The sequence below is a fragment of the Streptomyces sp. NPDC000348 genome (genome assembly GCF_042898795.1).
Taxonomy (GTDB): Bacteria; Actinomycetota; Actinomycetes; order Streptomycetales; family Streptomycetaceae; genus Streptomyces.
The window spans coordinates 1-25,425 of sequence record NZ_JBIAZD010000023.1 but is presented as its reverse complement, the minus strand read 5'-3'; the positions used below and the strand labels follow the sequence as shown (position 1 = coordinate 25,425).

Annotated in this window: 24 protein-coding genes and 3 pseudogenes; 14 read left to right on the top strand and 13 right to left on the bottom strand. The window is 71.1% G+C overall.

Annotated elements, in window-relative coordinates; translation table 11 throughout:
- Nucleotides 1–16: 16 nt before the first annotated feature.
- Nucleotides 17–1,168 (bottom strand): glycogen synthase, encoded by a 1,152-nt coding sequence (glgA, locus tag ACFY3N_RS32035; protein ID WP_390820291.1) that lies wholly within the window; start codon nt 1,166–1,168, stop codon nt 17–19.
- Nucleotides 1,169–1,542: 374 nt separating this feature from the next.
- Between glgA and ACFY3N_RS32030 the strand changes: the two genes are divergently transcribed.
- A complete protein-coding gene (locus tag ACFY3N_RS32030; RefSeq protein ID WP_390820290.1) occupies nt 1,543–2,661 on the top strand; it encodes a DMT family transporter in 1,119 nt (372 codons plus the stop codon).
- Here the strand turns inward: ACFY3N_RS32030 and ACFY3N_RS32025 are convergent.
- A complete protein-coding gene (locus tag ACFY3N_RS32025) occupies nt 2,651–3,904 on the bottom strand; it encodes a transglycosylase family protein (RefSeq protein ID WP_390820289.1) in 1,254 nt (417 codons plus the stop codon). The two genes, ACFY3N_RS32030 and ACFY3N_RS32025, sit on opposite strands and share 11 nt — an antisense overlap.
- A gap of 365 nt (nt 3,905–4,269) precedes the next feature.
- Between ACFY3N_RS32025 and gndA the strand changes: the two genes are divergently transcribed.
- Nucleotides 4,270–5,709 carry an NADP-dependent phosphogluconate dehydrogenase gene (gene gndA / locus ACFY3N_RS32020; protein WP_390820288.1) on the top strand — a complete coding sequence of 480 codons (1,440 nt, stop codon included), beginning with the start codon at nt 4,270–4,272 and terminating at the stop codon, nt 5,707–5,709.
- A 466-nt stretch (nt 5,710–6,175) separates the two neighbouring features.
- Here gndA and ACFY3N_RS32015 read toward each other — a convergent pair.
- The 7 genes and pseudogenes from ACFY3N_RS32015 to ACFY3N_RS31985 all read right to left on the bottom strand — a co-directional run bounded on the left by ACFY3N_RS32015 (nt 6,176) and on the right by ACFY3N_RS31985 (nt 10,292).
- A pseudogene (locus ACFY3N_RS32015) lies at nt 6,176–6,941 on the bottom strand (DUF899 family protein).
- A gap of 119 nt (nt 6,942–7,060) precedes the next feature.
- Nucleotides 7,061–7,396, bottom strand: coding sequence for an ArsR/SmtB family transcription factor (locus ACFY3N_RS32010; RefSeq protein WP_390820287.1), 336 nt, complete (start codon nt 7,394–7,396; stop codon nt 7,061–7,063).
- Nucleotides 7,393–7,890 carry an SRPBCC domain-containing protein gene (locus ACFY3N_RS32005; protein WP_390820286.1) on the bottom strand — a complete coding sequence of 166 codons (498 nt, stop codon included), beginning with the start codon at nt 7,888–7,890 and terminating at the stop codon, nt 7,393–7,395. Before ACFY3N_RS32005 ends, ACFY3N_RS32010 begins: the two co-directional genes overlap by 4 nt.
- Nucleotides 7,891–8,075: 185 nt before the next feature.
- A complete protein-coding gene (locus tag ACFY3N_RS32000; RefSeq protein WP_390820380.1) occupies nt 8,076–8,705 on the bottom strand; it encodes an aspartate/glutamate racemase family protein in 630 nt (209 codons plus the stop codon).
- 7 nt (nt 8,706–8,712) lie between these two features.
- Nucleotides 8,713–9,057 carry a GNAT family N-acetyltransferase gene (locus ACFY3N_RS31995; protein WP_390820379.1) on the bottom strand — a complete coding sequence of 115 codons (345 nt, stop codon included), beginning with the start codon at nt 9,055–9,057 and terminating at the stop codon, nt 8,713–8,715.
- A gap of 35 nt (nt 9,058–9,092) precedes the next feature.
- The gene (gene panD / locus ACFY3N_RS31990) at nt 9,093–9,515 is read right to left on the bottom strand and encodes an aspartate 1-decarboxylase (protein WP_390820285.1); all 423 of its coding nucleotides are present in this window, start codon (nt 9,513–9,515) and stop codon (nt 9,093–9,095) included.
- Between the two features lie 492 nt (nt 9,516–10,007).
- On the bottom strand, nt 10,008–10,292 hold the full coding sequence (locus ACFY3N_RS31985) for a hypothetical protein (protein ID WP_390820284.1): 285 nt from the start codon (nt 10,290–10,292) through the stop codon (nt 10,008–10,010).
- A 378-nt stretch (nt 10,293–10,670) separates the two neighbouring features.
- Between ACFY3N_RS31985 and ACFY3N_RS31980 the strand changes: the two are divergent.
- From ACFY3N_RS31980 to ACFY3N_RS31950, 7 genes and pseudogenes are all read left to right on the top strand, one after another.
- Nucleotides 10,671–10,877 (top strand): annotated as a pseudogene (locus tag ACFY3N_RS31980) (IS5/IS1182 family transposase); the annotation flags it as partial.
- A 170-nt stretch (nt 10,878–11,047) separates the two neighbouring features.
- Nucleotides 11,048–12,340, top strand: coding sequence for a helix-turn-helix domain-containing protein (locus ACFY3N_RS31975; RefSeq protein ID WP_390820283.1), 1,293 nt, complete (start codon nt 11,048–11,050; stop codon nt 12,338–12,340).
- A gap of 13 nt (nt 12,341–12,353) precedes the next feature.
- Complete coding sequence (locus ACFY3N_RS31970; protein WP_390820282.1) at nt 12,354–13,112, top strand: toll/interleukin-1 receptor domain-containing protein; 759 nt, start codon at nt 12,354–12,356, stop codon at nt 13,110–13,112.
- The gene (locus ACFY3N_RS31965; protein ID WP_390820281.1) at nt 13,109–15,127 is read left to right on the top strand and encodes a hypothetical protein; all 2,019 of its coding nucleotides are present in this window, start codon (nt 13,109–13,111) and stop codon (nt 15,125–15,127) included. The genes ACFY3N_RS31970 and ACFY3N_RS31965 overlap by 4 nt, the downstream gene beginning before the upstream one ends.
- Nucleotides 15,124–16,200 carry a hypothetical protein gene (locus tag ACFY3N_RS31960; RefSeq protein WP_390820280.1) on the top strand — a complete coding sequence of 359 codons (1,077 nt, stop codon included), beginning with the start codon at nt 15,124–15,126 and terminating at the stop codon, nt 16,198–16,200. The genes ACFY3N_RS31965 and ACFY3N_RS31960 overlap by 4 nt, the downstream gene beginning before the upstream one ends.
- A 44-nt stretch (nt 16,201–16,244) precedes the next feature.
- On the top strand, nt 16,245–16,685 hold the full coding sequence (locus ACFY3N_RS31955) for a hypothetical protein (protein WP_390820279.1): 441 nt from the start codon (nt 16,245–16,247) through the stop codon (nt 16,683–16,685).
- A 424-nt stretch (nt 16,686–17,109) separates the two neighbouring features.
- Nucleotides 17,110–17,274, top strand: coding sequence for an integrase (locus ACFY3N_RS31950; protein ID WP_390820278.1), 165 nt, complete (start codon nt 17,110–17,112; stop codon nt 17,272–17,274).
- A 105-nt stretch (nt 17,275–17,379) separates the two neighbouring features.
- On the opposite strand, the gene ACFY3N_RS31945 is transcribed toward ACFY3N_RS31950, so the two are convergent.
- Nucleotides 17,380–18,200 (bottom strand): IS5 family transposase gene (locus ACFY3N_RS31945; protein ID WP_390820277.1). Its coding sequence is split into 2 segments (ribosomal slippage): nt 17,380–17,846 and nt 17,846–18,200, totalling 822 coding nucleotides; the frame shifts between segments, so codons are not numbered across the junction.
- 47 nt (nt 18,201–18,247) lie between these two features.
- On the opposite strand from ACFY3N_RS31945, the gene ACFY3N_RS31940 reads away from it, so the two are divergent.
- Complete coding sequence (locus ACFY3N_RS31940) at nt 18,248–18,547, top strand: hypothetical protein (protein ID WP_390820276.1); 300 nt, start codon at nt 18,248–18,250, stop codon at nt 18,545–18,547.
- 477 nt (nt 18,548–19,024) lie between these two features.
- A complete protein-coding gene (locus tag ACFY3N_RS31935) occupies nt 19,025–20,755 on the top strand; it encodes an endo-1,4-beta-xylanase (RefSeq protein WP_390820275.1) in 1,731 nt (576 codons plus the stop codon).
- A gap of 58 nt (nt 20,756–20,813) precedes the next feature.
- On the opposite strand, the gene ACFY3N_RS31930 is transcribed toward ACFY3N_RS31935, so the two are convergent.
- A protein-coding gene (locus tag ACFY3N_RS31930; RefSeq protein ID WP_390820274.1) for an IS5 family transposase occupies nt 20,814–21,655 on the bottom strand; the annotation gives its coding sequence in 2 pieces (ribosomal slippage) (nt 20,814–21,319 and nt 21,319–21,655; 843 coding nt in all).
- 277 nt (nt 21,656–21,932) lie between these two features.
- Here ACFY3N_RS31930 and ACFY3N_RS31925 point away from each other — a divergent pair.
- Nucleotides 21,933–22,349 carry a hypothetical protein gene (locus ACFY3N_RS31925; protein ID WP_390820273.1) on the top strand — a complete coding sequence of 139 codons (417 nt, stop codon included), beginning with the start codon at nt 21,933–21,935 and terminating at the stop codon, nt 22,347–22,349.
- Between the two features lie 245 nt (nt 22,350–22,594).
- Here the strand turns inward: ACFY3N_RS31925 and ACFY3N_RS31920 are convergent, their stop codons facing one another.
- On the bottom strand, nt 22,595–22,750 hold the full coding sequence (locus ACFY3N_RS31920; protein ID WP_390820272.1) for a hypothetical protein: 156 nt from the start codon (nt 22,748–22,750) through the stop codon (nt 22,595–22,597).
- A 7-nt stretch (nt 22,751–22,757) separates the two neighbouring features.
- Between ACFY3N_RS31920 and ACFY3N_RS31915 the strand changes: the two genes are divergently transcribed.
- Nucleotides 22,758–23,087, top strand: a complete 330-nt coding sequence (locus tag ACFY3N_RS31915) for a hypothetical protein (protein ID WP_390820271.1) — start codon at nt 22,758–22,760, stop codon at nt 23,085–23,087.
- A gap of 889 nt (nt 23,088–23,976) precedes the next feature.
- Here ACFY3N_RS31915 and ACFY3N_RS31910 read toward each other — a convergent pair.
- Nucleotides 23,977–24,201, bottom strand: a pseudogene (locus ACFY3N_RS31910) (transposase); the annotation flags it as partial.
- A 660-nt stretch (nt 24,202–24,861) separates the two neighbouring features.
- Here ACFY3N_RS31910 and ACFY3N_RS31905 point away from each other — a divergent pair.
- Nucleotides 24,862–25,290 carry a hypothetical protein gene (locus ACFY3N_RS31905; protein ID WP_390820270.1) on the top strand — a complete coding sequence of 143 codons (429 nt, stop codon included), beginning with the start codon at nt 24,862–24,864 and terminating at the stop codon, nt 25,288–25,290.
- Nucleotides 25,291–25,425: the final 135 nt, after the last annotated feature.

The window sequence follows — 25,425 nt, the reverse complement described above, 5'->3', positions numbered from 1 at the left end:
CCCCCGGGGGGCCGGACTAAGCCTGTTCGAGGATCTCCTCGTAGAGCCCGGCCGTACGGCGGGCCACCGCGTCCCAGCCGAACTCGGTGACGGCCCGCTCCCGCCCCGCCACGCCCATCCGCCGGGCCGTGGCCGGGTCGCCGAGCACCGAGTCGAGCGCCCGCGCGAGGCCCGCCTCGAAGTCGTCGTCCGCCTCCACGAGTACCCCCGTCGAGCCGTCCGCCACGACCTCGGGGATCCCCCCGACCCGGGAGGCGACCACCGCCGTGCCGCACGCCATGGCCTCCAGGTTGACGATGCCGAGCGGCTCGTACACCGAGGGGCAGACGAACACGGCGGCGTGCGTCAGCAGCTGGATCACCTCGGGCCGCGGCAGCATCCGCGGGATCCAGTGCACGCCCTCGCGGACCCGGCTCAGCTCCTCGTACAGCTCACGGAACTCCCGGTCGATCTCGGGGGTGTCCGGTGCTCCGGCGCACAGCACGACCTGCGCGGCCGGGTCGATGCCGCGCACCGCCCGCAGCAGCTGGGGCACGCCCTTCTGCCGGGTGATCCGGCCGACGAACAGCACGTACGGGCGGGAGCGGTCGAGGCCGATCCGGTCCAGGGCGTCGGTACCGGGGTCGGGGCGGTACAGGTCCGTGTCGATGCCGTTGTGCACGACGTGCACCCGGGCGGGGTCGAGGGCCGGGTAGGCGGCGAGGATGTCCTCGCGCATGGCGCCGGAGACGGCGATCACGCCGTCGGCCGCCTCGACGGCGGTGCGCTCGGCCCAGCTCGACAGGGCGTAGCCGCCGCCGAGCTGTTCGGCCTTCCAGGGGCGCAGGGGCTCCAGGGAGTGGGCGGTCATCACGTGCGGGATGCCGTACAGCAGCTTGGCGAGGTGGCCGCCGAGGTTGGCGTACCAGGTGTGGGAGTGGACGAGCTCGCGGCCATGGAGCGCGGCGGCCATGGCGAGGTCCACGGAGAAGGTGCGCAGCGCGTCGTTGGCGCCGTCGAGCGCGGTCCAGGGGCGGTGGCGCAGCACACCGTCCGTCCCGCCCTCGCCCCAGCAGTGGACCTCCAGGTCCACCAGGGGCCGCAGTTCCCTGGCGAGGAACTCCACATGGACTCCCGCGCCGCCGTACACGTCCGGGGGGTATTCCCGCGTCAGCAGTCCCACTCGCACCCGTGAACCCCCTGTCTGAGCGGACGTCGACCTTCATGGTCACCCAGGACGGGGCTCGTGGGGAAGAGGGGGCGGTCGTGCTCCGGTCCGCCGCAGGTCGTCGGGAGCGCGCCCGCCGGGTCCCGGCACGGCGGCGGGGCGGGGTCCACGGCGCGCGGGAGGACCGGGCCCCCAGGGGGCGACCGGGGACGCTCCCTCTGAAGGCACCCACCCTGGGGATGACGGGGCCGCCGTCGTACTCCATCGGCAGTAGGACTCATTGAGTGCTCAGGGACGACGACGGGAACACTTCGACAGGGCATCGTGTTGATTATGGAAGCCGACCGTTCGCCGCGCCGGGTGCACCGCCCCGGCCTCACGCAGAGGAGCAGCCGATGAGCGCCCTCGCGTTGTCCGTGCTGTTGTCGTTCGTCTCTGCCGTGGCGTACGCCGGAGGGGCGATCGTGCAGGAGCAGGTCGCGGTGTCCTCGCCCGGCGCGCAGCAGTACGCACCGCTGCGCCGGCCGGGCTGGTGGGCGGCGGTCGCGCTCAACGGCCTCGGCGGACTGCTCCACGTGGTGGCGCTCGCCTACGGTCCGCTGAGCCTGGTCCAGCCCCTGGGCGCGCTGACCATCGTCTTCGCGCTGCCCATGGCCGCGCTGTTCGTCGGCCGGAGGGCCGGGGCGACCGCGTGGCGCGGCGCCATCATGGCGACGGTGGGCCTCGCGGGGCTGCTCTCCCTGGTCGGCGCGTCCGACGCGCAGTCGCTGAACACCACGCAGCGGGTGGCGGCGGCGCTGGGGACGGCCGCGGCGGTCGTGACGCTGATGGCCGCGGCGCGCGCCGTGCACCGGCATCCCGCGGTGCGCAGCATCCTGCTGGCCATCGCGTCCGGTGTCGCGTTCGGCATGTCCTCCGTCTTCACCAAGACCGTCGCGGTCGACTGGACCGGCGGGGTCCCGGGCGCGGACCTGCCCTCCCTGGCGGTGATCGGCGTCCTGGCCACGGTCGGCATGCTGCTCTCCCAGGCGTCCTACCGGGGCGCCGGCCTCGCGGCCCCGCTGGCCACGCTGACGGTGGTGAACCCGGTGGTGGCGGCCGTGGTCGGCATCACGATGTTCGGCGAGACCTTCCGCTACGGCACGACGGGCACGGCGCTCGCACTGAGCTGTGGCGTGGTGGCGGCGGGCGGTCTGATCCTGCTCACGACGGAGCGGCTGTCACGTGAGCACCAGGAGGCGCGGGCGGCGGAAGCCCCCGTGCCGGAGCCCGCGCCCGGGGCGGTTCCCGCGGAGGCCGGCGAGCAGCCGGCCGCCGACCCCGCCGAGCGGCTGCTGGCCGCGCTGGAACTCCCCGAGGACGTACGGGTGCCGGCCCCCGTGCCGGCACCGGGCGGCGCGCCGGACGACGCGGAGTGCGCCCCGGTGCCGCTGGTGTCGTACGCGCCCTTCTACGGCGGCCCGTACGTACCGGTGGCGGTGGTGGACCGGCACCGGACGCGGGTCAGATCCTGACGCCGCCCGCCCTCAGGTAGGCGACCGGGTCGATGTCCGATCCGAAGCCGGGCCCCGTCCGCACCTCGAAGTGCAGATGCGGGCCCGAACTGTTTCCGGTCGAACCGGAACGGCCGATGCGCTGGCCCGCGCCGACGGACTGCCCGCTCCTCACGGAGATCGCCGACAGGTGCGCGTACTGGCTGTAGCGGCCGTCGGTGTGCCGGACCACCACCTGGTAGCCGAACGACCCCTCCCAGCCCGCGCTGACGACGGTGCCGGCCCCGACCGACTTCACGGACGTGCCGGTGGGGACGGGGAAGTCGACGCCCGTGTGGTAGCCCTTCGACCAGGCGGAGCCGGCCTTGTGGTACGGCGTGCCGAGCGCGGCGCCGACCGGGGCGACCAGGTCACCGGTGGTCTTGGTGGCACGGTCCGCACGGTCCCCGGTGCGCTGGGAGGGGACCTTCTTCTCGGACTTCCTGTCGGTCTTCCTGTCGGTCTTCTTCTCGGTCTTCTCGGCTTCCCCGGCCTTCTTCCCGGCCGACTTCGCCGGTTCCCCGGCCGTCCTCGTCGTCCCGTCGGGCAGGGCTAGCCGCTGGCCCGGCATGATCAGGTCGGGATCGCCGCCGATGGTGGAGCGGTTGGCGTCGTACAGCTTCCGCCAGCCGCCGCCGACCCGTTCGTCCGACGCGATGCCGGAGAGGGTGTCGCCGCGGACGACGGTGTACATCTCGGCGCGGCCCGCGCGGGACTGGGGCGTGGTGTGCGGTTTGACGTCCTCGACGGAGGACCGGCCGGCCTTGTCGCCGCTGTCCTTGCCCGCGGTCCTCCCGTCTTTTCCACCGGGACTGTCGGCGGCCGGCCGGATGTCGGGGGTGCCGCCGCCCCGGGTCAGTCCGGCCCGTACCGAGCACGACGGCCAGGCGCCGGGCCCCTGTCCGTCGAGGACCTTCTCGGCGACGGCGATCTGCTGGTCCTTGGTGGCCAGGTCCGCGCGCGGCGCGTACCGGGTACCGCCGTACGCCTCCCAGGTCGACTGGGTGAACTGGAGCCCGCCGTAGTACCCGTTGCCGGTGTTGGTGTTCCAGTCGTCGGTGGACTCGCAGGCGGCGACCTTCTCCCAGGTCTCCACGTCGGCCGCCTGGGCGGCGCCGGTGCCCAGCAGCGGGAGCGCCATTCCGGCCCCGCCCGCGGTGACGGTGAGCGAGGCCCGGTTGATCCTGTTCGGCTGATACCGGCGATGCCGGCCGCGCACGGCCATGGAAATCCCCCTCGACAATGCGTCAGGAGGGGCAAAAGTAAGCGGTGCGAACCAGCCGTGACAAGACGGCTATCGGCCGCACGGATGCGCCAAGTGGCCGGGATTCTTCGCCCGTTGCGCCCCCCTCGGCACCCCGTGAGGGGCGTGCGCGGGCGGGTGTGCCGGTCCGCGGGGGCACGCGCGTGCGTGCGCCCGCTGAGCGCCGAGGGGCATCCGCGCGTATGTGCCTGAGCGGTGTCGTGTCGACCCGCGCGTGCACACGCGCGCACGGCGCGTCAGGATGGTCGACGGCAGGACTGGCGGGCACCGGCCGGCAGCACCGAGACTCGGCAGTACCGATACCAAGGTCACTAGGAGCCACCCCAATGAGCAGTTCAGCGCAGATCGGCGTCACGGGACTCGCGGTCATGGGCCGCAACCTCGCACGCAACTTCGCCCGCAACGGCTACACGGTCGCGGTGCACAACCGGACGGCGGCACGCACGCACGCGCTGGTGGAGGAGTTCGGACACGAGGGCGGCTTCGTGGCGGCCGAGACGGCCAAGGAGTTCGTGGCGGCGCTGGAGCGACCGCGGCGGCTGGTCGTCATGGTGAAGGCCGGCGAGCCCACGGACGCGGTGATCGAGGAGTTCGCCCCGCTGCTGGAACCCGGCGACATGATCATCGACGGTGGCAACGCGCACTTCGCGGACACCCGCCGCCGGGAGAAGGCGCTGCGCGAACAGGGCATCCACTTCGTCGGCATGGGCGTCTCCGGCGGTGAGGAGGGCGCGCTGCACGGGCCGAGCATCATGCCGGGCGGCCCGAAGGAGTCGTACGACTCCCTGGGCCCGATGCTGGAGAAGATCTCCGCGAAGGCGAAGGACGGCTCCCCCTGTGTCACGCACGTCGGCCCGGACGGCGCCGGACACTTCGTGAAGATGGTGCACAACGGCATCGAGTACGCCGACATGCAGCTGATCGGTGAGGCGTACCAGCTGCTGCGCGACGTCGCCGGTTACTCCCCCGCGCAGATCGCGGAGATCTTCCGCACCTGGAACACCGGCCGGCTGGACTCGTACCTGATCGAGATCACGGCCGAGGTGCTGTCGCACGTGGACGCGGCGACGGGCGAGCCGTTCGTGGACGTGGTGGTGGACCAGGCGGAGCAGAAGGGCACGGGCCGCTGGACCGTGCAGATCGCGCTCGACCTGGGCGTGCCGGTGTCCGGCATCGCCGAGGCCGTCTTCGCGCGCTCCCTGTCGGGTCACGCGGCGCTGCGCGAGGCCTCGCGCTCCCTGGCCGGTCCGAAGGCCGCACCGCTGGGCGAGGCGGAGGCGGGGGCGTTCGCCGACCGGGTGGAGCAGGCGCTGTACGCGTCGAAGATCGTGTCGTACACCCAGGGCTTCCACGAGGTCGCGGCCGGCAGCGAGGAGTACGGCTGGGACATCGACCTCGGGGCGGTCTCCGCGATCTGGCGCGGCGGCTGCATCATCCGCGCGGCCTTCCTGGACCGCATCCGCGCCGCCTACGACGCCCGCGCCGACCTGCCGAGCCTGCTGTCGGACGAGACGTTCGCACAGGAGATCGCCGACGCCCAGGACGACTGGCGCGAGGTGCTGATCGCGGCGACCCGCCAGGGCGTGCCGACCCCCGGCTTCGCCGCGGCCCTCGCCTACTACGACGCCCTGCGCGCGGAGCGCCTGCCGGCCGCGCTCACCCAGGGCCAGCGGGACTACTTCGGCGCGCACACCTACCGGCGCACGGACCGCGACGGCTCGTTCCACACGCTGTGGGGCGGGGACCGGTCGGAGGTCTCGGCCTAGCGCCCGGTGACAGGGCGGTGGGCGGCCGCCCACCGCCCTGCTTCCTCTCCCGTTCGGGTCAGCTCAGCGGTGGGCCGGGTTCCGGGTTCGGCACCGGCTCGGGGCCCGGCGGGATCGGCGACGGGGACGGCTCCGGCGGCCCGGGATGCGGCGGGGGCGGCTGCGGCCCCGGGCCCGGGGGCTGCGGGGTCGGCTCCGGACCGGGCCCCGGGGGCGGCGGGGTCGGCTCCGGTCCCGGGCCCGGAGGCGGGGGCTGCGGGGTGGGGTCCGGGCCGGGGGTGGGTCCCGGCGTGGGGCCCGGGGGTACGGGGTCCGGATAAGGGTTCGTCATGGCGCGTGTCCTCCGGCCTGTTGCTCGGCGTCGGCTCTGGACTACTCCCCCGCCTACCCGACGGCCGTCTCTCCAGTCACCCGCCCGCGTGACGGCGCGGGGCCGATTGCCGCCCCTGCCGGCCCGGCCGGAGGGTCAGGGGCCCGGGGTGAGCGTGTCGGAGCGGCCGGCCGCGAGGCGCGACCACTGGGGAATGGGGCGTCCGTCGCTCCGCAGCCGGACATGACCGACGGGCGTGCCCCGGACGGTGGGCCAGCCGGGGGGCGAGTCCTCCCACAGCTCCTGACGTCCGTACACGGTGAGGTCCATGAGCGCGTAGCTGTAGTCCATCGCCTCCACGCCGCGCAGGGTCGTCCAGTACGTCTCGAACACGCGGTCGCCGTCGCGCAGGTAGCACACGAGGTGCATCGTGCCGACGTGGCGCCCGGTCAGCAGCTCGTCCTGCGACGGCACCGCCGAGTACCACGGCACCTCCCAGCCCATGAAGTCGCGGTAGCGGCGGCTCTCCTCGTACGGGCCCTGGCAGAGGACCGCGTAGGTGATGTCGCGCGAGTGCAGGTACGACAGCTCCCTGGACCTGGGTGGTGACCCAGGTGCAGCCCTCGCACTGCCCGGCCGCGTCGTGGCCGTGGTGCCACATGAAGTAGTAGGCGATGAGCTGCCGGCGCCCTTCGAAGGCTTCGAGCAGGGTGGTGGGCCCGTCGGGCCCGGTCAGTTCGAGGTCGGCGGCCACCTCGACCATGGGCAGACGCCGCCGGGCGGCGGCGATCGCGTCGCCTTCCCGGGTGTGCGCCTTCTCCCGGGCCCGCAGACGGTCCAGTTCGGCCTGGAAGGTGGCACGGTCGGCCGTCGGCGGCAGCGCCGGAGCGCGGTCCGCGGGCCTGCTGTCGTGGTCGGTCACGGTCTTGTCCCGTCGTCGTGAGTCGTTGTACGTCCTCGTAAGTCGCCAGTCGCTGTACGTCGTCATAAGTCGCTGTCCGTCGTCGCGAACCGCTGTCCGTCGTCGTGATCCGCTGTCCGTCAGCCGGCCGTGTCGGGTTCGGGGCGCTCCGCCAGCTCCTTGATCCGCAGCAGACGCGTCTCCCAGGAGCGGCCGATCCGGTCGAGTTCTCGGGCCAGCGCACCGAGCCGGGCGCCGACGGCGAGGTGGACGACCTCACGCCCGCGCTGCTCCGACTCGACCAGTCCGACCTCGCGCAGCACCTCCAGGTGCTTGCCGATCGCCTGCCGGCTCACCGGCAGGACCCTGGCCAGCGCGGACGCCGACATGGGGCCCTCACCGAGCCGGGTGAGTATCTCCCAGCGCGTCGCGTCGCCGAGCGCGGCGCACACGGCGGGAAGAGCGGAAGCGGTCACAGGTGCCTCGCCGGGGCCGACGCGTTCTTCTCGACGAACGTCTTCGCGGCCGCCAGCTCGGTGACCCAGCCCTTGTCGTTGCCCTCGCGTTCCTTCAGCCACTCCGCCGGGTCGTCGGCGAGGCCGGAGAACCCGCTCTCCACCACGCGCAGGGTCACCCCGCCGCCGTCCCGCTCGTCGATCCAGAACTCGACCAGGGTCGAGGGCGCCGAGTCGTCCCGGTGCGGGGTGCCGATCCAGCGGAACGCCGCGTAGCGCGGCTTGTCCAACTCCACCGTCCGGAACCGGAACTCACCCAGTGACGGATGGCGCACCACGGTCACCTCGCCCTCGCGGCGCAGGTCCGGCTCGGCCTCGACCTCGCCGTCGTTGATGTACCAGCCGGGCCGTACGACCAGCTCCCACACCCGCTCGGCGGGTGCGTCGATGTCGATCCGCCGGGCGATCCGGTCGAGCTCGGCCAACTCCGCTTCGGTGCGGACGGCGTCGTTCACGGGTACCTCCGTCGCCAATTGACGTGCAACTCAACGGTTGCACACCTCGACAGTGCATGCAACACGAGAGTTGCATGTGACGGCCCACTTCCGGCTCACGCGTTTACCTGACGCGCACGGAGAAGACGTCGGATTCCGGGCAGGAGCGCTCCCGGGGCGGGCGCGGCCTCGCCGAGGCCGCGCCCTCAGTGCAGCCGGGCCGCCGCGGCGAGTCCCGGACGGGGGCTGGACAGCACGGGCACCCGGGTCGTGGTGAGCCGCTCGGCCGGCGCCATGGAGGCCTGGGCGAGGACGATCACGTCGGCATCGGCGACCGCGTCGGCGGCGTCCGCGACCCGACGTGCGCAGCCCGCCGGGTCGCCCGCCTCGAAGCGTGCCCACGCGCCCTCGACCAGCACGGTCCGCACCTCGACGGGCCGTCCGGCGCGAGCGGCCTCCTCCTCGACCAGCGCCACCGTCGGCCCGAGCGTGCTCTCCAGGGCGGCGAGGACGACGACGCGCGATCCGGCGGCCACGGCCGCGGCCGCCATCGGCCGGTCGACGCGCAGCACCGGAACACCGGCCCCGGCGGCAGCCGCCTCCGCGACCCCGCCGATGGTCGAGCAGGTGCACAGGACGGCCCGGGCACCACGGCCGACGGCCTCACGCACCCTCGCCCGTACGTCGCCGGCGACCGCCGCGGGGCCGTCGGCGCGGGCGCGCTCCAACAGGTCCTCGGCGACGAGATGCCGCAGCTCCAGTCCGGGATGCGCCTCGTCGCGCAGCGCGTCGAAGACGGGCACGTGCACGGGCGAGGTGTGCAGCAGGGCGAGCACGGGCACCTCAGAACCGCTCGGGATGCGCCGCCAGCCACTCCTTCGCCGCCCGGATCAGCTCCGGCCCGGCCGCCGGGGCCTGGTCGGGGTGGCGCTCGGCCCACGTGGCGACGTACGGGCAGAGCGGGGCGACGGCGCTGTCCTCGCGGGCGGCGACGGCGTAGAGCTCCCGGGCGAGGGAACCCGCGATGCCCTTGCCCTCGTGGGCGGGCTCGACAATGGTGTGCACGGGCACGAGCGCACGCCCGGGGGCGTCGAGCGGGAAGTACTCGATCCGCCCGACGACCTCGCCGTCCGCCACCGCCTCGAGCCGGCCCGCCGTCCGGTCGTCACGGATCTCGATGTCACCCATGGTCACCGTCACCCTCCTGCCTCGGTCTGCGCCGGTCAGGCCGTGGTGACGGCCCCCGGACTGCGTTCCTGGTCCGACCCCGGCACCGGTTCGGACGGGTCGGCCCCCAGGGACACGATGCGGTTGTCGCCGTCCACGTGCACCACCCGGGGTTCCAGCGCCCGCGCCTCGGCGTCGGCCACCTGAGCGTAACTGATGATGATCACCAGATCGCCGGGCCGGACGAGATGGGCGGCGGCCCCGTTGATCCCGATCACCCCGGACCCGCGCTCCCCCTCGATGACGTACGTCTCCAGGCGGGCCCCATTGGTGACGTCGACGATGTGCACCAGTTCCCCGGGCAGCAGATCGGCGGCATCGAGCAGTTCGGCGTCGATCGTCACGGATCCCACGTAGTGCAGGTCGGCCTGGGTGACGGTGGCTCGGTGGATCTTGGACTTGAACATGGTGCGCAGCATGTTGGACTCCTGGAGGACGGCTCCCTGCCTGCTTTGTGCAGGTCAAGGGCGGTCTTCACTGTACACGGGCACGCCTCCCGATCGAAGACCTCGCAGAACATCGTGCACCGCACCGAGCAGGCTTCCCGCCTGCACTTCTGCGCGAGCCAGGCTGTGGTGACGCCGCAGACCAGGCGCTTGTCCGGGTAGCCGTCTCGGACTGTTCGGGGACTGATGCTGATCAGATGCTGACTTACCTGACGGGACATCAGGAACAGGAGAGGTGGAGAACGAGTGACTCGGCCACGCCCACATCGGAGTCACGCCCAGCGTCTACGCCCATGTCCGACTCCGCCTCCAACGCCAAGCCATCGACGCCTTGGGTGACGCCTTCGACCCCACCGACGACGTCCTCGATGATCCGCCCGCAATGGCCGTCGTCAGCTGACGTTGCCATCAAACAGCGCAGAAGCCCCACCGAGAAGATTCCTCGGTGGGGCTTCTGATATTTCGTCAACCGCGCATCTTTAGATACTTCGCGATGATGACGGTTGCTCCATGAGTACCATTCCTTGCGGACAGGAATGAATCCAGCTCCTCGAACAGCACCTCAAGCGCTTTCGCCTCGTCAGCGCCCGAGAGTTCCATCCCGGCCCCCGAGCCTCCGGCTGCAACTTTCGCGATCTTCAAGACCAAGAAAGGCCACGTCAGATTCGCTTCAGTGTCCGCCTTAAGGGCCTCGACGCCCTTGCGGGCGATGCGGTGACGGTCGGCTCTCCAACGGAGCCACTTCTTCAATCCGAGGCAGTTGTTCCGGTCCGCGATCAGGTGGACCTTCGATCGCGACTTGTCACGGTTGGTCCATTCGATCCTGCCAGCGGCCTCCTCGGTGGCCGAACACCAGCAGCAACCGCCTCCAGATGAAGTCCGAGTTCGCCATGGAATTGATTACTACCGATACAACCCCAGGTGGCGTAGCAACCAGCTGCCCTGCCGACCTGGGACCAGCCCCGCTCGCGGGCGCGGGTGATCGTGGCACAGCAGGTCACGCGGAGGACCGCCGCGATGGAGTCGGCTGCGGCTTCCGTCTCGGCGTCGGGAATGACGACGGTCCCGAGGAGGCCCATGGCGCCGGCTCAGTGGACGAGAGGGCATGCGGCGGGCGACGGTCAGGGCATCCCGCGGGTAGCGGGACCGGTCGGCCGCCCGCGCCGACGGCCTGATGCCCTGCTCGCGGACCGCGGCTGCGGCCATGACAAGTACCGCCGTCTTGTGCGGGCTCTCGGCATCACACCGGTGATCGCCGAGCGTGGCGAGGACCACGGCAGTGGCCTGGACGTCATCCGGTGGGTGGTCGAGCGCACGATCGCCTCCCTTTTCGGCACGACTTCCAGATAGTCCGTTTCTCCGGTCCTCCCTGCCGCGCATGTCGCGTTCCCATGTCGGAGAAGGAAACGGGAAACAGCATCGATCGTCTTGTCCGCCCCGGCCAGACTGCCGCACGCTACGTGCAGCGCCGACTCGGCCGATGGCGGGAGGGGTTGGAGGTTTCCGTGCCACAGCCGTCCACCGGGTTCGGCGAGGAGTTGAGGAAGCGGCGTCTGGAAGCAGGGCTCAGCCTTACCGCCTTGTCCGGCTCCGTGCACTACAGCAAGGCGCAGTTGAGCAAGGTGGAGCGGGGCCTGAAGGCCCCCAGCCGTGATCTCGCCCGCCTGTGTGACGCCGCCCTCGGGGCCGGCGGGGCCCTGCTGTCCCTGCTCGCACCAGAGACCACCGACCCGCCCGTCGATCCGGCGCCGGGCTTTGTCCACGAGGAGGACTGGATCATGCAGTTGTCGCCGGACGGCCCGAACACCTTCCAGCCCTTGAGTCGACGGGATGCCCTAGGCGCCGGTGCCGCTTCGCTGATGGCGTGGCGGTCCGACAGCGCGGGCCCGGCCTCGCCGGCCGCGGGCGCGGACATGGTGGAAGCCTCCCGCTCGCTGTTCACCCACTACCGCAGACTCGGCCAGACGGTGGCGCCCGGTCTGCTCCTGCCCGTTCTGATCGCACAGACCCACACCCTGCGGGAACTGTCCGCCCACTGTGACAGCGGCACCCGTCGCCACCTGCTGGCCCTTGGGTCCCGGTACGCCGAATACGTCGGCTGGCTGGTGCAGGAGACCGGGGACGAGCAGGCGGCTCTGTGGTGGACGCAGCGCGCGGTCGATCTGGCGGCCGCCGGCGGCGACCGGGCACTGGCGGGTTACGCGCTGGTCCGCCGGGCCCTGATCACGCTGTACCGGGACGACGCCGAGCAGACGGTCGCTCTGGCCCGTCGCGCGCAGAGCAGGGCCCTGCCCCCGCGGATACGCGGGCTCGCCGCACAGCGCGAAGCCCAGGGCCACGCCCTGGCGGGTGACCGCCGGGCTTGTCTGGACGCGCTGGACCGCGCGCGTGCGCTTCTTTCTCTCCAGGACGAAGGGACCGACGAGCCGGTGATCGGCACCATGCACCTTCCCGATCCGGTCGGCATGGTCACCGGCTGGTGCCTGGTCGATCTCGGACAGCCGCGGGAGGCGAGCGAGGAACTGGACCGACAACTCGCCCTGGTCGGCGAGGACGCGGTTCGCACCCAGGTCAGGTACGGCGTCCGCCGCGCACTCGCCTACGCGTCGGCCGGCGAGATCGACCACGCCTGCGACCTGGCGGCGCCCCTGCTCGACGGAGTGGAGGCCGTGGGTTCCGCCACGGTCACGACCGACCTGAGACGGCTCACCCGCGCCCTGGCGCGCCACGCGAACCATTCCTCCGTACGCCGGCTGGGACCGCGACTCGGCACGTTGTCGCGCCCCTCCACCATATGAAGGAGTCACTGGCATGCCCCACGTGTTCATCAACTACCGCACCGGCGACGGCGAGCGGACCGCGGCCCTCCTCGACCAGGAGCTGTCACGTCGCTTCGGCCAGGACCGTGTCTTCCGCGCGTCCAGGTCCATCACCCCAGGGGAGGCCTACCCCGAGGTTCTCCTGACCGCGTTACGCCACAGCTGCGTGCTGCTGGCCGTCATAGGACCGGACTGGGCGAACTTCCGCAGTCGGTTGCAAGATCCCGACGACTGGGTGCGCAAGGAGATCGAGGCCGCGTTCGAGTGCGGGCTCGTCGTCGTTCCCGTGCTGGACGGCCGCAAGACCGACCGGCTGAACAAAGCGGCCCTGCCCCCCGAGCTGGCGCGGCTCGCCGATCTGCAGTCCGTACCGTTCGACAGCACCCACGACACCGAGGCCGGCGTCCGGCGTATCGGCGATCTGGTCGCCGAGCTGGTGCCCGAGCTGCGGGACCTGATCGAGCCCGGCGAGCCGTCGCCGACGTCGACCAGCGTGCACAACTCGATCGAGGACGTGAGTGGAACGTCCGTCCAAGCGGGCGACTTCAGCGGTGACGTCGGCGGCACGATCGTGAAGAACTCCCACGGCACGGTCCACACGGGCAGCGGCAGCATCTACAACAACTCACGCCATGTGTCGGGCGACCGCTACATCTCGGGCACCGGGACGACGTACACCGAAGGCGACCACCACGGGGACGTCCACCAGCGGTTCGGGGAGCCGGAGCGGCCCCAGGACGACCGACGGTGAGCACAGAACACACCACCTGGGTCGAGAGCACGCGAGGCGTCACGCACACGGGCGACGGCCACATCTACGTCAACCTCGGCTCCGCTGCCGACGAACCCCGAAAGCCGGTCTTCCGGCAGCTTCCCGATGACCAACTGCGCTGGACCCGGAGGGTTTTAGTCGCTCCGGTCAACATGGGAAGGGCACGCGACACGCTCGAGGAGACGGGCACCGTCATCCTCGACGGTGCTCCCGGCAGCGGTCGCTCGGCCACGGCTCGCGTGCTGTTGCGCGAACACCACCGTCCCGACGGTGCCTTCCGCGAACTCCTGCCCGCCGAGCGGGACGAGCTGCCGCTGTACGACGACCCGGCTTTCGTCGACCCGGGCGACCGGCTGCTGCTCGACCTGTCCACCGCGGAGGCCGGTCCGTGGCATGCGGCCCGGGGCGGCCTCCCCGCCCTGCGCCAGACGGTGCGCGAACGGCGGGCCCATCTCGTCGTCGTCATGCCGCACGAAGGGGCCCTCGATCCCGACCTGCAGCACTTCCGTGTCGAGATCGGACCGCCGGCTTTCCCCATGGAGGTTCTCAGACGACACCTGCGCGCCCACGGCGTGCCGTACGAGCAGTTCCTCCGGAACGACGTCACTGTCGACGAGTTCCTGAGCGAACACAAACCCATGCGGGAGATCGCCGACTTCGCCGACCGCATACGCCGTGCCCGCGAAACGGCCGGGACCGGCGAGGGATTCCCCGAGTGGTGCGCGGCCGCGAAACGTGCGCGCGCCGGGCGCCGCGCCGAAGTCGCCGACCGTGTCGCCGCTTTGCCCGACGCCTCCCAACGCGCCCTGATGGTCGCCGTGTCCATGCTCCACGGCGCGCACGCCGACGTGGTCCACCGGGCGGCCGCACTTCTGCTGAGCACGGTCGGGGCCCCCGAGGAGGAGACTCCGCTCCTCCAGCGCAAGGACCTCGCCCAGCGGCTGTCGGAGATCTCGGCCCGCCCCGGGCCGGACGGTCGCGTGCGGTTCACCGAGTTGGACTACGACTCCGCCGTCCGCGCCCACTTCTGGGACCACATGCCCGACCTGCGGCCGCACCTCGGCGCGTGGGCCGCGCGGGTCGTCGAGTCGAGCGACCCGCATCTCGTGCCGGACGTCCGCGACGGCCTGGTGGCCCGGCTGGCGGGTGAGTATCTGCGAACCGGGCGGCCCGACGCGCTCGCCGCGCTCGCCGATCGGTGGAGCGCACAGGGAGCGGGCAGAGCCCGGTCGGAGGCCGCGGTCCAAGCCCTCACCTGCGGTCTCGCGGACCCCGCCCATGGCAGGGACTTCCGCGAGCGGATCTACCAGTGGTGCGCGTACCGCCAGCTGACCGGTGAGTTCGCCCAGGTGCTGGTCCAGGTCTGCGCCGACGTCCTCGCGCTGGACCATCCGGATCACGCCCTGATCCGGCTGCACCATCTCGCCCGGCGTGAGCGCGGCACGGCCCATGCGCTGCAGGCCCTGTGCCACCTGGTGGCCGGCAGCCGACGGCTACGCCGAAGGCTGCTCGACCGGCTGGCACGCGGCGACCTCGCACCGACCGACCTGGCCATCTTTCTGCGCGTCAGCGATCCGGAGCCGCTCACGGACCGCTCCGTCACCACTCGCGCCCTGGTCGACGAGGACGGGGTACGACGCTCGCTGATCACGTGCTGGCGTGCCGTGCTGACCCACGCGGTGTCGCGGCCGGAAGGCCGACGCGTGGCACCACGGGCAGAGATACAGAGCTGGCTGCACTGGGCGGCCGAGGGCGCCGGTGACCGGGGGGAGGTCCTCCTCGACCTGCTGGTCGCCGCCGCCGACCGATGCGGGGAGGACCGGGGCGCGGCGTTCGCCGCGTTGTACGCGTCCGCGCGCCAGGCGGAGTGCGCTTCTCCGGGCGCCGGCGCCCACTCCGCCGAGACGACCGACCTGTTGCTCCACAAGATCGGCGTGGCACAGAACCTCGGTCCTACCACCCCGTCGGCATCGGCCAGAGGGAGTCGATCATGACGACCACACGCAAGACGACGACCGTGTTCCTCACTGTTCTGTGCGGCCTGCTGCTGACCATCGTCGGCCTGGTGCAGCGATGGCCCGGCTGGACCTGGCCGGCGCTGGCCGCGCTTCTTCTCGTACTGCCCGCGGTGACCTTCCGGGTGGCCTCGCAGCGCCGCGGCCCGGTGCCGGTCAGCTTCGAGGAGCAGCTCACGGCTGCCCCGGTGGAGCGAACCGAGTACCGCGTCAACCGAGTCGCGCTCCCGAGCCTCTGGGACGACTACCACTTCGTCTTCTCAGCGACCGTACGGTGGTGCTTCGCCGACGGTCCGGGGCGCGGCACGGTCGTCAACCCGGCCGGCCTCGCCGTCGACGCGGTCCTCAGCCGGGCCCGCGCGATTGCCGAGAAGCGGGAACCCGGCCACGCCTCGCTCCTTCGGCACGAACTCGGTGGCGCCCTCAGCCGCATGTGCCCGGATTCCACGGGCCACCTCCGGGCGATGGCGGAGGACATCAACCTCACGTTGCCCGACGAGGACCAGGAGCGTCTGGATCGGCTCGCCGGCGTGCGCAAGGACGAGGCGGTCTGGGAGCACCAGCGCAAGTACGAGCAGAGCAAGCGCCGGTATCTGGGCGAGGACGCCCTCAAGGACACCGGCAGCGCCGTCGTGTGGTGGCTCACCAGGAACGACGAGCACGTGGCCAAGACCGTGGCCGACCTCCCCTTGCTGGCGCAGCTGACCTCCGCCGCCAACGACGCCGACATCCCCGAGCGCCTGCTCGAGATGCTGCCGAACCGGCCAGGAGGACCCTGGACGCCGGACATCGGCACGGAGTCCGCCGATCTCCCAGCCCGTGAGCCCTCGGCTGCAGACCACCTGTCGGGGTTCTTCGAAGCTATGGGCTTCACGGAGGACGACGACCGGCGGGCGATGCTGGCCCGACAGTTCTCGCAGCTCATCGAGCAGCACAACCGCCACGAGACCGCGGAGGACCTCCTACGCCGATTCGATCCGCCGAGACCTCCCGCTCCCGAGACCGGAGCGGAACCGGCGTCCGACCCCGGGCCGCCGACCGACACGGTCTGACCGTCGACCGGAAGATTTCATCCCCGCGCATCCAGGAGGACGCGATGGACGCAGAACTGGCCGCGATGGCGGCATCGGGGGCCACCACCCTGGTCTCCCTCATGGTCACCGATTCCTGGACTCACGCCCGCGCACTGATGGGCCGGTTCCTGGCACGTGCGGGCGCGGACACCGTCGCGATCACCGGCCTGGACGACGCACGTGCGCGGCTGCTCCTCACGGGCACCGGGGCGGACGGGCGCGCCGCGTCCGGCATCGCGGCCGAGTGGCAGACTCGTCTCTGCGGGCTGGTGGAAGCCGGGGCGCTCACCGGCGAGGAACTGAGTGCTCTCGGGGCGTCGCTGCGCCGACTGGCGGCCGCAGCGGGCCGCCCAGCAACGGTGCACAACACCGTCTCCGGCGGCACCCAGCACGGCCCGATCGTCCAGGCCGGCAACGTCACCGGCCTGGCCTTCCCGGCGGATCCGTCCCCGCGCCGGGAATAGTCCCAGGGCAGGGCAGCAGGCCCCCTGCCGCGGTGCAGGTCAGCAAGCCGGAAACCGTCCGGCCCGATGCTGACCGTTTGCTGACCTGGAGGCGGCGATCAGGGCTCTGACCTGCGGAAACGCCCAAACGCTAGATCTTGGACTTGAACAGAGTACGCAGCACTTTGGACTCCCGGAAGACGGCTCCCTGCCTGCTCTGTGCAGGTCAAGGGCGGTCTTCACTGTATACGGGCACTCCTCCCGGTCGAAGACCTCGCAGAACATCGTGCACCGTACCGAGCAGGCTTCCCGCCTGCGCTTCTGTGCGAGCCAGGCTGCGGTGACACCGCAGACCAGGCGCTTGTCCGGGTAGCCGTCTCGGACAGTTCGGGGACTGATGCCGATCAGATGCCGACTTACCTGACGGAACATCAGAACGGGAGAGGTGGAGAACGAGCGACTCGGCCACGCCCACATCGGCGTCACAACCGGCGCCTACGCCCACGTCCGACTTCACCTGCAACGCCAAGCCATCGACACCTTCGACATCGCCCTCAACTCAACCAACGACGGGCCTGACGACTCGCCCGCCACAGCAGTTGTCCGCTGACGTTGCCGTCGAACACCTGGGAGCCTCCGCCGATTACCGATTCGACGGAGGCTCCCAATTTACGCCCGAGTGAACTCAGAAATCCTCGATGATTTAGAGGTTGTCTCACGTGGCCGCTTTCGCCAGTTTCTTGTAGCAGGTGAGGGCGGCGGCGAGGCCGAGGAAGTGATCACCCTTGCGTTCGTATCGGACGGTGAGGCGGCGGTAGCCGAAGAGCCAGCTGATCGTTCGCTCGATCCGCCAGCGGTGACGGCCGAGTCGTTCGCCGGACTCGATGCCGGGCCTGGCGATGCGCGGGGCGATGCCCCGCTCGCGGAGCCATCTGCGGTGCCCAGCGGAGTGATATGCCTTGTCGGCCCGGAGCTTGACCGGCCGACGGCGGCGCGGTCCACGCCGGGAGCGCACCGCCGGTATCCCCCGCACCAGCGGCCGCAGGGCGTGGGTGTCGTGAACGTTCGCGCCGGAGGCGCCGACGACGAGAGGAAGTCCCTGGGCATCGGACAGAACGTGCAGCTTGCTGCCCTTCTTGCCTCGGTCGACCGGGTTTGGCCCGGTCAGCGAACCCCCTTTTTCGCCCGTACGTTGGCGGCGTCCACGATGGCCAAGGTCCAGTCGATCTCACCGCGGGCCCCGAGCTCGTCCAGAACTGCCCGGTGCAGCTTTCGCCGGACTCCTGCCTTCGTCCAGGCGGTGAACCGCCGGTGCGCGGTCGCCGGCGAGACGCCGAACGTACCGGGCAGCAACTGCCATGCACACCTACTGGCCAGCACGTATACCACCGCAGCGAACACCTGCCGCTCGTCGACCGGGGCCGTGCCCCCGCCCTGCTTCCGAGGCGCGAACTTCGGCAGCAAGGGCTCCGTCAGAGCCCACAGACCGTCAGGGAGAAGACGAGAGGAAAGATCACCAGCCACGAGCAGCACCATGTCCCACACCGCTCAGACCACGTGAGACAAACTCTAAGTTCCGCGGCATGACGGATGTGCTGACGCGGACGGTGCAGCAGCGGCTTGAGCCGGAGGAACGTGCGGAGCTGTTGCGCGCGGAGCTGGCCGGTATCCCCTCCGCCCGGCCCGGCCGGTCCAGCGAGATCACCGCCGCCCGCCACGACAAGATCACCGCGCATCTCCGCGAGGCCGGCCTCGGCGCCCTGGCCGACCTCGGCTTCGTCGGCCTGGACGACCAGCCCGACGACGCCCCCGTGATCGTCACCGGCCGCAAGCCCGCCCGGAACCACCGATCACCGATGCCGAGAAGGAAGCGAACCGGCTGATCAGCCGCGAACGCGCCGCCGGCGAGCACGGGTTCGCCCACCTCGAGTCCTGGCGCATCCTGACCGGGGTCCGCACGAACGCCCGCCACGCGACCACCCTCCTGCGGGCCCTCCTCGTCCTCGCGAACACCGGGTCCAGAGGTGACCGACGATCACCCCCGCAGTGATCATGATGCTGACCGGCAGGAGTCCGTCACTCCCGGACCACACCAGCACCGCGAGCTGCGGAATCAGGATGAAACGGTCCCATTGCCGACCGTACCGGCCCACCGCCGACCGTACCGACCGCTTTCCGGCCGTCGTTCCCGAACGGTCCTCGGCCGACGGTCCCTCACTCGCACCTGAGACAATGGCGATCGGTCACAGCGGGGGCGCGATCGGTTGTGCACCGTTCTTGCCGCGGTCGGGGAGGACCGTGCTCGGCGGCGGTGTGGCTGAGGGCGGCGATGCCGTCGGAAGACGGGCTGAGGATACGGAGTGCTGCTGTTCATGCGGTTTCGGAAGAGCGCTGTCGTCGCGGTCGTGTGTGCCTTGGTCGCTGGTGTCTCGGGGGACCGTGCCGGCACCTCCGCGCCCGCGGGGGGACCTGTGGAGGACCTCCTGAACGGCAGGGACTGGGCTCACTTCGCCGGCGGGAAGCCCACGCCCGCAGGGGTACGGGTCACACCCCTCGACCGGCGCATCACACGCCAGGACGGTACCGGCGGACAGCCGAACCCACCGGTGAACCTGCGCGGTCCCCACATGGTGTTCCGAGGGGATGTCCGGATCGAAGCCGGCCTGCGGCGCACGGATGACACGGATGCCTACCTGCATCTGTACGGTGAGACGCCGGTCATCTACGACGAATGGCGCTACGAACGGCGCGGCGTGCGCATCGGCGTGGTCGGCGGGAGGCTCCGGATCGACCGCTGGGACGGGGACTCCGACAGACCTGCGATGACCCGGACCTTCGGGAGCGGCCTGGGGCTCGAAGTCCGCCTCGCCGTCGAAGTCCGCGCACACAGGCTTGTGCTGGAGGCCGACGGCAGGGTCGTGGGAACCGTTCCCGCGCGGGACGTCTTCGGCAGTGGCCGCATCTGGTTCGGCGCGGATGCGGGAGCCCGCGGGAAGGGCTGGACCCTCAGCGATCTCCACGCGCGGTCACTGGGACGGGGCCGGATGTCCGTCGTGGACGCGCCCGGCCTGCGAGTGCCCCGATCCAGCGATGCGATGCGTGATCTGGCGGCGGTTCTCCCACGCCCGATCCGTATGGGAACCGCCCTGGCCGCGGGCCCCTTGCTGACTGACAGCGCCTACCGCCGGACGGCGGGTGAGGAGTTCTCCATGCTGACGCCGGAGAACGACTTCAAGCCGCAGTTCGTCCAGCCTCGACGCGGCGTGTTCGCGTTCGCGGAAGGCGATACCTTGGTGGACTTCGCCGAGGCCAACAGGATGAAGGTGCACGGCCACACCCTCGTCTGGTTCGAAGCCCTGCCCGCATGGATGCGTGCCGAGATGACGCACGAGCAACGCAGGCGCGTCATGGTGGAGCACATACGCGCGGTAGCGGGCCACTTCCGGGGGAAGGTGGCGGAATGGGACGTGGTGAACGAGCCCATGTCCGACGAGGATGAGGACTACTCCAACGGCAACCGGGGCGTGCGGCCACAGCTGTGGTTCGAAGCGATGGGTGAGCAGTACATCGACATCGCCTTCCACGCTGCCCGCGAGGCCGACCCGCACGCGGTGCTGTACCTCAACGAGTACGGGGTGGAGGAGGACGGTCCACGCTGGGACGCCCTCTACGCGCTGCTGATCCGGCTGAAGGAGCGGGGCGTTCCGATCGATGGCGTCGGTTTCCAGGACCACGAATACGCCGTCGGCGACCGTACCGACCCCGAGGTCTTCCGACGCAAGGTCCGGGCTTTGGCCGAACTCGGCCTGAAGGCCCGGGTCTCGGAGGCGGACGTCCTCGTCGACGAGGACGAAGAGGACATCCAGGCCCGCCAGTTGGCGGGGAAACTCGCAGTCTGCAGCGAAGAACCCAACTGCACCTCGTTCTCGACCTGGGGTTTCACCGACAAGTACGGCTCCACGGCTGACCTGCGACACTATCCCCCGAGTCCGGGAAACGCTCTTCCCTGGGACGCGACGTACGAGGCGAAACCCGCCTACTGGGCACTGCGTGACGTCCTGGACGACGCTCGCCGCTCAGGTACTGGATAGGTACGGCGAACACCGAGAACGGGCCTTGTCCCCGAGGAGTGGACACCTGTTCGTGTCGTTATGCGGCGAGTGTCAAGGCAGCTGACTGCTGTTCGTAAGCGATCGGTGCCTGCTGTCCGTTCGCCGAGTGCCGTCGGCGGGTGTTGTAGCGGGTGGTCCAGCGGAAGACCGCCAGGCGGCAGGCGCGGGCCCCGTCGAAGCGGCGGGCGCCACCGAGCCGGCCTCGCCGCAGGCGGTGACCGATCTGGTCGGACGGTTGCGGGATGACCGCACGGATACCCCGGCGCCGTAGGTGGCTGCGGATGGCGCGGGAGGAATACGCGTGGTCGGCGAGAACGGCCAGGGGCCGGGTCCGAGGCCTGCCCGGACCAGTGCGGGGCACGCGGATGCGGGACATCACCGTCTCGAAGGCGGGTGCGTCACCTGCCTGGCCCGCGGTGACGGTGAAGACGAGAGGCCGTGCGCGGCCGTCCGCGGCCAGGTGGACCTTGGTGCTCAGCCCGCCGCGGGAGCGTCCGAGCGCGTGATCGGCGGGCTCGCCGGTGCGGGCCGCCCCTTTTGGAGTGCTCCGGCAGCGTGCTGGTGAGCCCGGACAACCGTGGAGTCCACTGACACGGTCCAGTCGATGTCCTCGTCGGCGTCCGCCGCTGCCAGGACGGTGGTGAGGATCATCTCCCAGGTGCCGTCCACGGCCCATCTGATCAGCCGCTTGTGAGCGGTCCGGAAAGAGCCGAGCTCGTCGGGCAGGTCCCGCCAGGGCGAGTTGGTGCGGTACTTCCACGCGATGGCCTCAAGGGTGCGGCGGTGGTCGGCCCATCGCCGCCCGCGGACCGGATCCGCCGACATCAACGGCTCGATCCGGTCCCACATCGCATCGGTGATCACCCATCGGACGGACACATCCGATCAACCGACCAACCCATCAAAGAGAGATGCGCTAGCTGTCCTCACCGACCGGCGCGCGGCGCCGGCGGGGGATTGGCCCCCTCGCCCCTCAAGGGTGCCCGTGGGGACTGAACCGCCCCCGCCCCGTGCGCACCCCCCAGATTTCTGGGATGGAGTACCTGCTGCGCTTTCGTCAGTATCAGGACAGGCCGGCGACGTCAGCCGACGCCGGTGACGCAACCAACCGGAAACCCCGCCCTAGGAGGTACCGTTGCCGCTCCGAAGAAAACTCATGACCACGCTCACCGCATGCCTCGCGGTGGTCGGCATCGCCATGGCGAGCGCCTCACCCGCGCAGGCGGCCCACATCTACTTCAAGCCCGACTTCCGCTTCAACCCCGACGACCACTACCAGTCGGACCGCGGCTACCTGATCATGCAGGGGGACGGCAACTTCGTCCTCTACTGCACCTCGCCTGCGGGCAAGTACCTGTGGGACACCGCGACCGACGGCAACCCCGGTGCCTACGCCGTCTTCCAGGGCGACGGTAACCTCGTCGTGTACACCAAGGAGGACATCCCGATCTGGGACTCCGGCACCTGGGGCCAGGGCGCGACGTTCGCGCGGATCAGTAACGACGGCAACTTCACCATCTACCGCGACATCACCCACCCGCTCTGGTCCACCGGCACCGCGAACCGCTGCTGAGCAGCGGGCCGAGGCACGGCCCAACGCAACACACGTCAGCGGCGCGGAGACGGAGCCGCGCCACCGCCAACGCTCCACGCCGCGAGCGCCCAGCGCCCGGTTCCCGAGATCATCGGGCCGGGCGCTGTGCCCACCCGGCCAGTGGAACCAACCTCGGATACGTCACTTCGGTTCGTCAAGGTGACGCCGCTGCTCTACAGTCCGGCTCCGGGATCGTCCATGGCTACGGTCCTCAACGGCCGGTGTCAACGCTCGTCGAGCCGGGCCAGTTCGTGCTCGTAGTCGACGGTGATGGAGCCGTAGTAGTTCACCACCGAGCTGCGGGCCGGGGAGATGTGCGCCAGGACCTCGGCGTCCACCTCTCGGCCGGCCCCGCGCAGTTCGCCGACGGCCGGGCCCATGTACTCGGTGTGCCAGCAGACCACTGACAGCGAAGTGTGGGAACGCACCGCGCACCGCCGGCGCGTGGTACCTCTCGACGATCCCGACCTCCTGATGGATGGCGTGGGCCCGGCACCGGACATGGCGGATCACGAGCGGGTCAACCGGGTGCTGAACAAGCTTGCCCCGGCCGAGCATGAGGTTGCCGACTGCTACGCGACCACCGGCCGCGCGTGGGAACAGGCGGTGCTGGCCTCCGGCCAGCCGGCGCCGACGGGCGAGCGGGTACGCCGCAAGCTCAAAAGGCTCGGCGCCGGCTACCAGCGCCGCCGGCAACCGCAGACCGACGGGTCGTGAGCCGGACGAACCGGCCGCCGGCGCACCCCGCGCGGCGGCCGGACGCCGCCCTCTCCCGCAAAGCAGCCGGCCATCGAGCCCCGCTGACGATGCCGAGTTGCAAGCCAGTCGTAGTGCGCTGGTGACGGCGGCCGGGCCGCCCGCGCCCCGCGGCCGACGGCCGTCCGCACATCCCGTCCCCGGTCCCGGGCCGTGCGCGCTCCCGCTCCCCGTGCCGCCCGTCCCGCCGGGCCGCGCCCGGCCACCCGTCAGCCATGCCGTGCCAGCCACGTCGGCCGGGCCGGGCCTCCGCGCTGCTGCTGTCCGGCCGATCCCGCTCCCACGCCGCTCCCGCCCGCTACGCCCGTTCCGGCCCTCTGTCCCCGGCCGCGCGGCGCCCGTGCCCGCCACCGTCCGCCTGCCGGGCTGTCCCGTGCCTGTCCCGGCCCCGCCCGCGGGCCCCGCCTCTGCTGTCCGCCGCCAGCCTGCCGGACGCGCCGCGCCGGGCTGCTTCCCGTCCGCTGCGTCCGGCCACGCGGTGCCCGCGCCGGCCGCGCCCGGTCCCGTACGCCCGAGCCGCTCCGTCCCTGTGCCCCGCGGCTGCCCGGCCCGTTCCCCGCCGCCTGCCGCAGCGCCGGTCCGGGCTGGGCCGGCTCGGGCCGCCGTACGTCTGGCGCTGCCCCGCCGGCCTTACGTCCGGCCGCCGCGCCCCCGGCCGCGCCCCCGGCCTCGGGGCCGCGTCTCGTACGCAACCGCCGGCCGGCCCCGGCCCGCAGCCCTTGGTCTGTGACCACGGCCCCGTCCGGCGGAGCTCGGCCGGCTGCTGCACGCTGCGGGCCCTGTTGCTCGACAGGCGATCTTGACCGACGGGACAGGAGTGTGACCGCTGGGCTCAAGGAGACAGCTCGTAGTCGTGGCTGAGGAGCAGGCCGATGAGCAGGGCGGCGGCGCCGTGGTTGAGGTCGACGGCCCACAGCACGTCGGTGGATATCGCCAGGACGTCACCGATGAGCTGGAGCAGCTCGGTCTCGTCGTTCAGGACCCGGCGGGACAGCAGCCGTTCACCGTCCGCGTTGATCACCACGCAGTGGTGGTGATCCTTGCCGATGTCCACTCCGGCCCAGATCTTGGGCACGGTCACCTCCGCCGGCTTGCCGTCACACACGTCATCCGCAGACGACCTCGCCGACGTTGTCCTACAGCAGCGATCGAGTCGCGTCTCCCCATTGGCGGTCGAGTCGTCACGAAGCTCCGAGCGGCCAAGTCTCTCAAGCCATCGAAGCGGCTCAGAACCGACCGGCTCGCACTCCTGCCGAACCCCGGCTGACCGACAAATCTCCCGTCCCTACGACAGCAGCTCAACACCCGGTGCAGTGGAACCCGGCGCCACCCCGAGGCGACACTCGGGCTCTCGGCCTGCCCGCCCCCAGCCCATGGCACGAAGACGGTCCACCGACTCCGTCGGCGGACCGTCACGAAACTTCGAGGTTGGAAATCATCACCCCGCCCTATGCGAACACCAGTTTGAATTTAACGCCCGGTCGTCGCATGAGCGGAGGCGAGCACGCCGCCGGACGGCTCGCAGTGCACTACATGCCAGAGAGGCTTGCGCTGACAGTCAATGCAGGCACAGCGGAGCCTTGGCAATACTCGTGACCGCGCCAGTCGGCAGTACGGACGCCGCCCGCCACAGCAGCGCGCTGGACGGCCCCGGACCGCGGCATTCCATCCGAAAACGAGTCCTAACCTGCCGGAGGTGCACTCACCGTATGAACCTCAACAAAGGGAGTAAACAGTGCCGTTCAAACGTGCGTTGACCGGTCTGATCGTCGCATCGGCGGCGACCATGGCGACCCTGGCCGGCACGGCGCCCGCCCAGGCAGCCCCGAACAATCCCAACTGCCTCGGCGCGCGGGCATTCTGTCTCTGGTACAACAGCAACCAGTCCGGCTCGGTGGCCGGCTGGGACCTCAGCACCGGTTTCAGAGGCTTCTCGAACCTGTCCGACGCCGGTGCTTTCCTCAGTCCCGGCCCGGGCCAGGGCATCCCCGTCAAGAACAATGCCGCCTCAGCCACGTACCAGTACCCCGGTGTCTGCTACGGCAACGTCCAGGTCTTCTTCTACAGCAACTGGTCCGGTCCATACGACACGGTTCCTGCCTGCGGCAACATCAACCTGGGAGTGACGAAGAACAACAACGCGTCCTTCCTCGTCAACGGCTGAGCCCACCCCAGGTGGGGGGGGGCCCCCCCGGGGGGGGGGCGCCGCGGCGCTCCCCTGCCCCTCTCCCCCCCCCCCCCGGCCCCGCACCGCGCGCGCCCGCCCGCCACCACCCCCGGCGGGGCCGTAGGGGACAAG

What these genes read in the sequence shown, in the direction of transcription:
- ACFY3N_RS32030 (WP_390820290.1), top strand. Translation starts at nt 1,543, where the DNA reads ATGAGCGCCCTCGCGTTGTCCGTGCTGTTGTCGTTCGTCTCTGCCGTG.
- ACFY3N_RS32025 (WP_390820289.1), bottom strand. Translation starts at nt 3,904, where the DNA reads ATGGCCGTGCGCGGCCGGCATCGCCGGTATCAGCCGAACAGGATCAAC.
- gndA (WP_390820288.1), top strand. Translation starts at nt 4,270, where the DNA reads ATGAGCAGTTCAGCGCAGATCGGCGTCACGGGACTCGCGGTCATGGGC.
- ACFY3N_RS31995 (WP_390820379.1), bottom strand. Translation starts at nt 9,057, where the DNA reads ATGGGTGACATCGAGATCCGTGACGACCGGACGGCGGGCCGGCTCGAG.
- panD (WP_390820285.1), bottom strand. Translation starts at nt 9,515, where the DNA reads ATGCTGCGCACCATGTTCAAGTCCAAGATCCACCGAGCCACCGTCACC.
- ACFY3N_RS31970 (WP_390820282.1), top strand. Translation starts at nt 12,354, where the DNA reads ATGCCCCACGTGTTCATCAACTACCGCACCGGCGACGGCGAGCGGACC.
- ACFY3N_RS31960 (WP_390820280.1), top strand. Translation starts at nt 15,124, where the DNA reads ATGACGACCACACGCAAGACGACGACCGTGTTCCTCACTGTTCTGTGC.
- ACFY3N_RS31955 (WP_390820279.1), top strand. Translation starts at nt 16,245, where the DNA reads ATGGACGCAGAACTGGCCGCGATGGCGGCATCGGGGGCCACCACCCTG.
- ACFY3N_RS31940 (WP_390820276.1), top strand. Translation starts at nt 18,248, where the DNA reads ATGACGGATGTGCTGACGCGGACGGTGCAGCAGCGGCTTGAGCCGGAG.
- ACFY3N_RS31925 (WP_390820273.1), top strand. Translation starts at nt 21,933, where the DNA reads ATGACCACGCTCACCGCATGCCTCGCGGTGGTCGGCATCGCCATGGCG.
- ACFY3N_RS31920 (WP_390820272.1), bottom strand. Translation starts at nt 22,750, where the DNA reads ATGGGCCCGGCCGTCGGCGAACTGCGCGGGGCCGGCCGAGAGGTGGAC.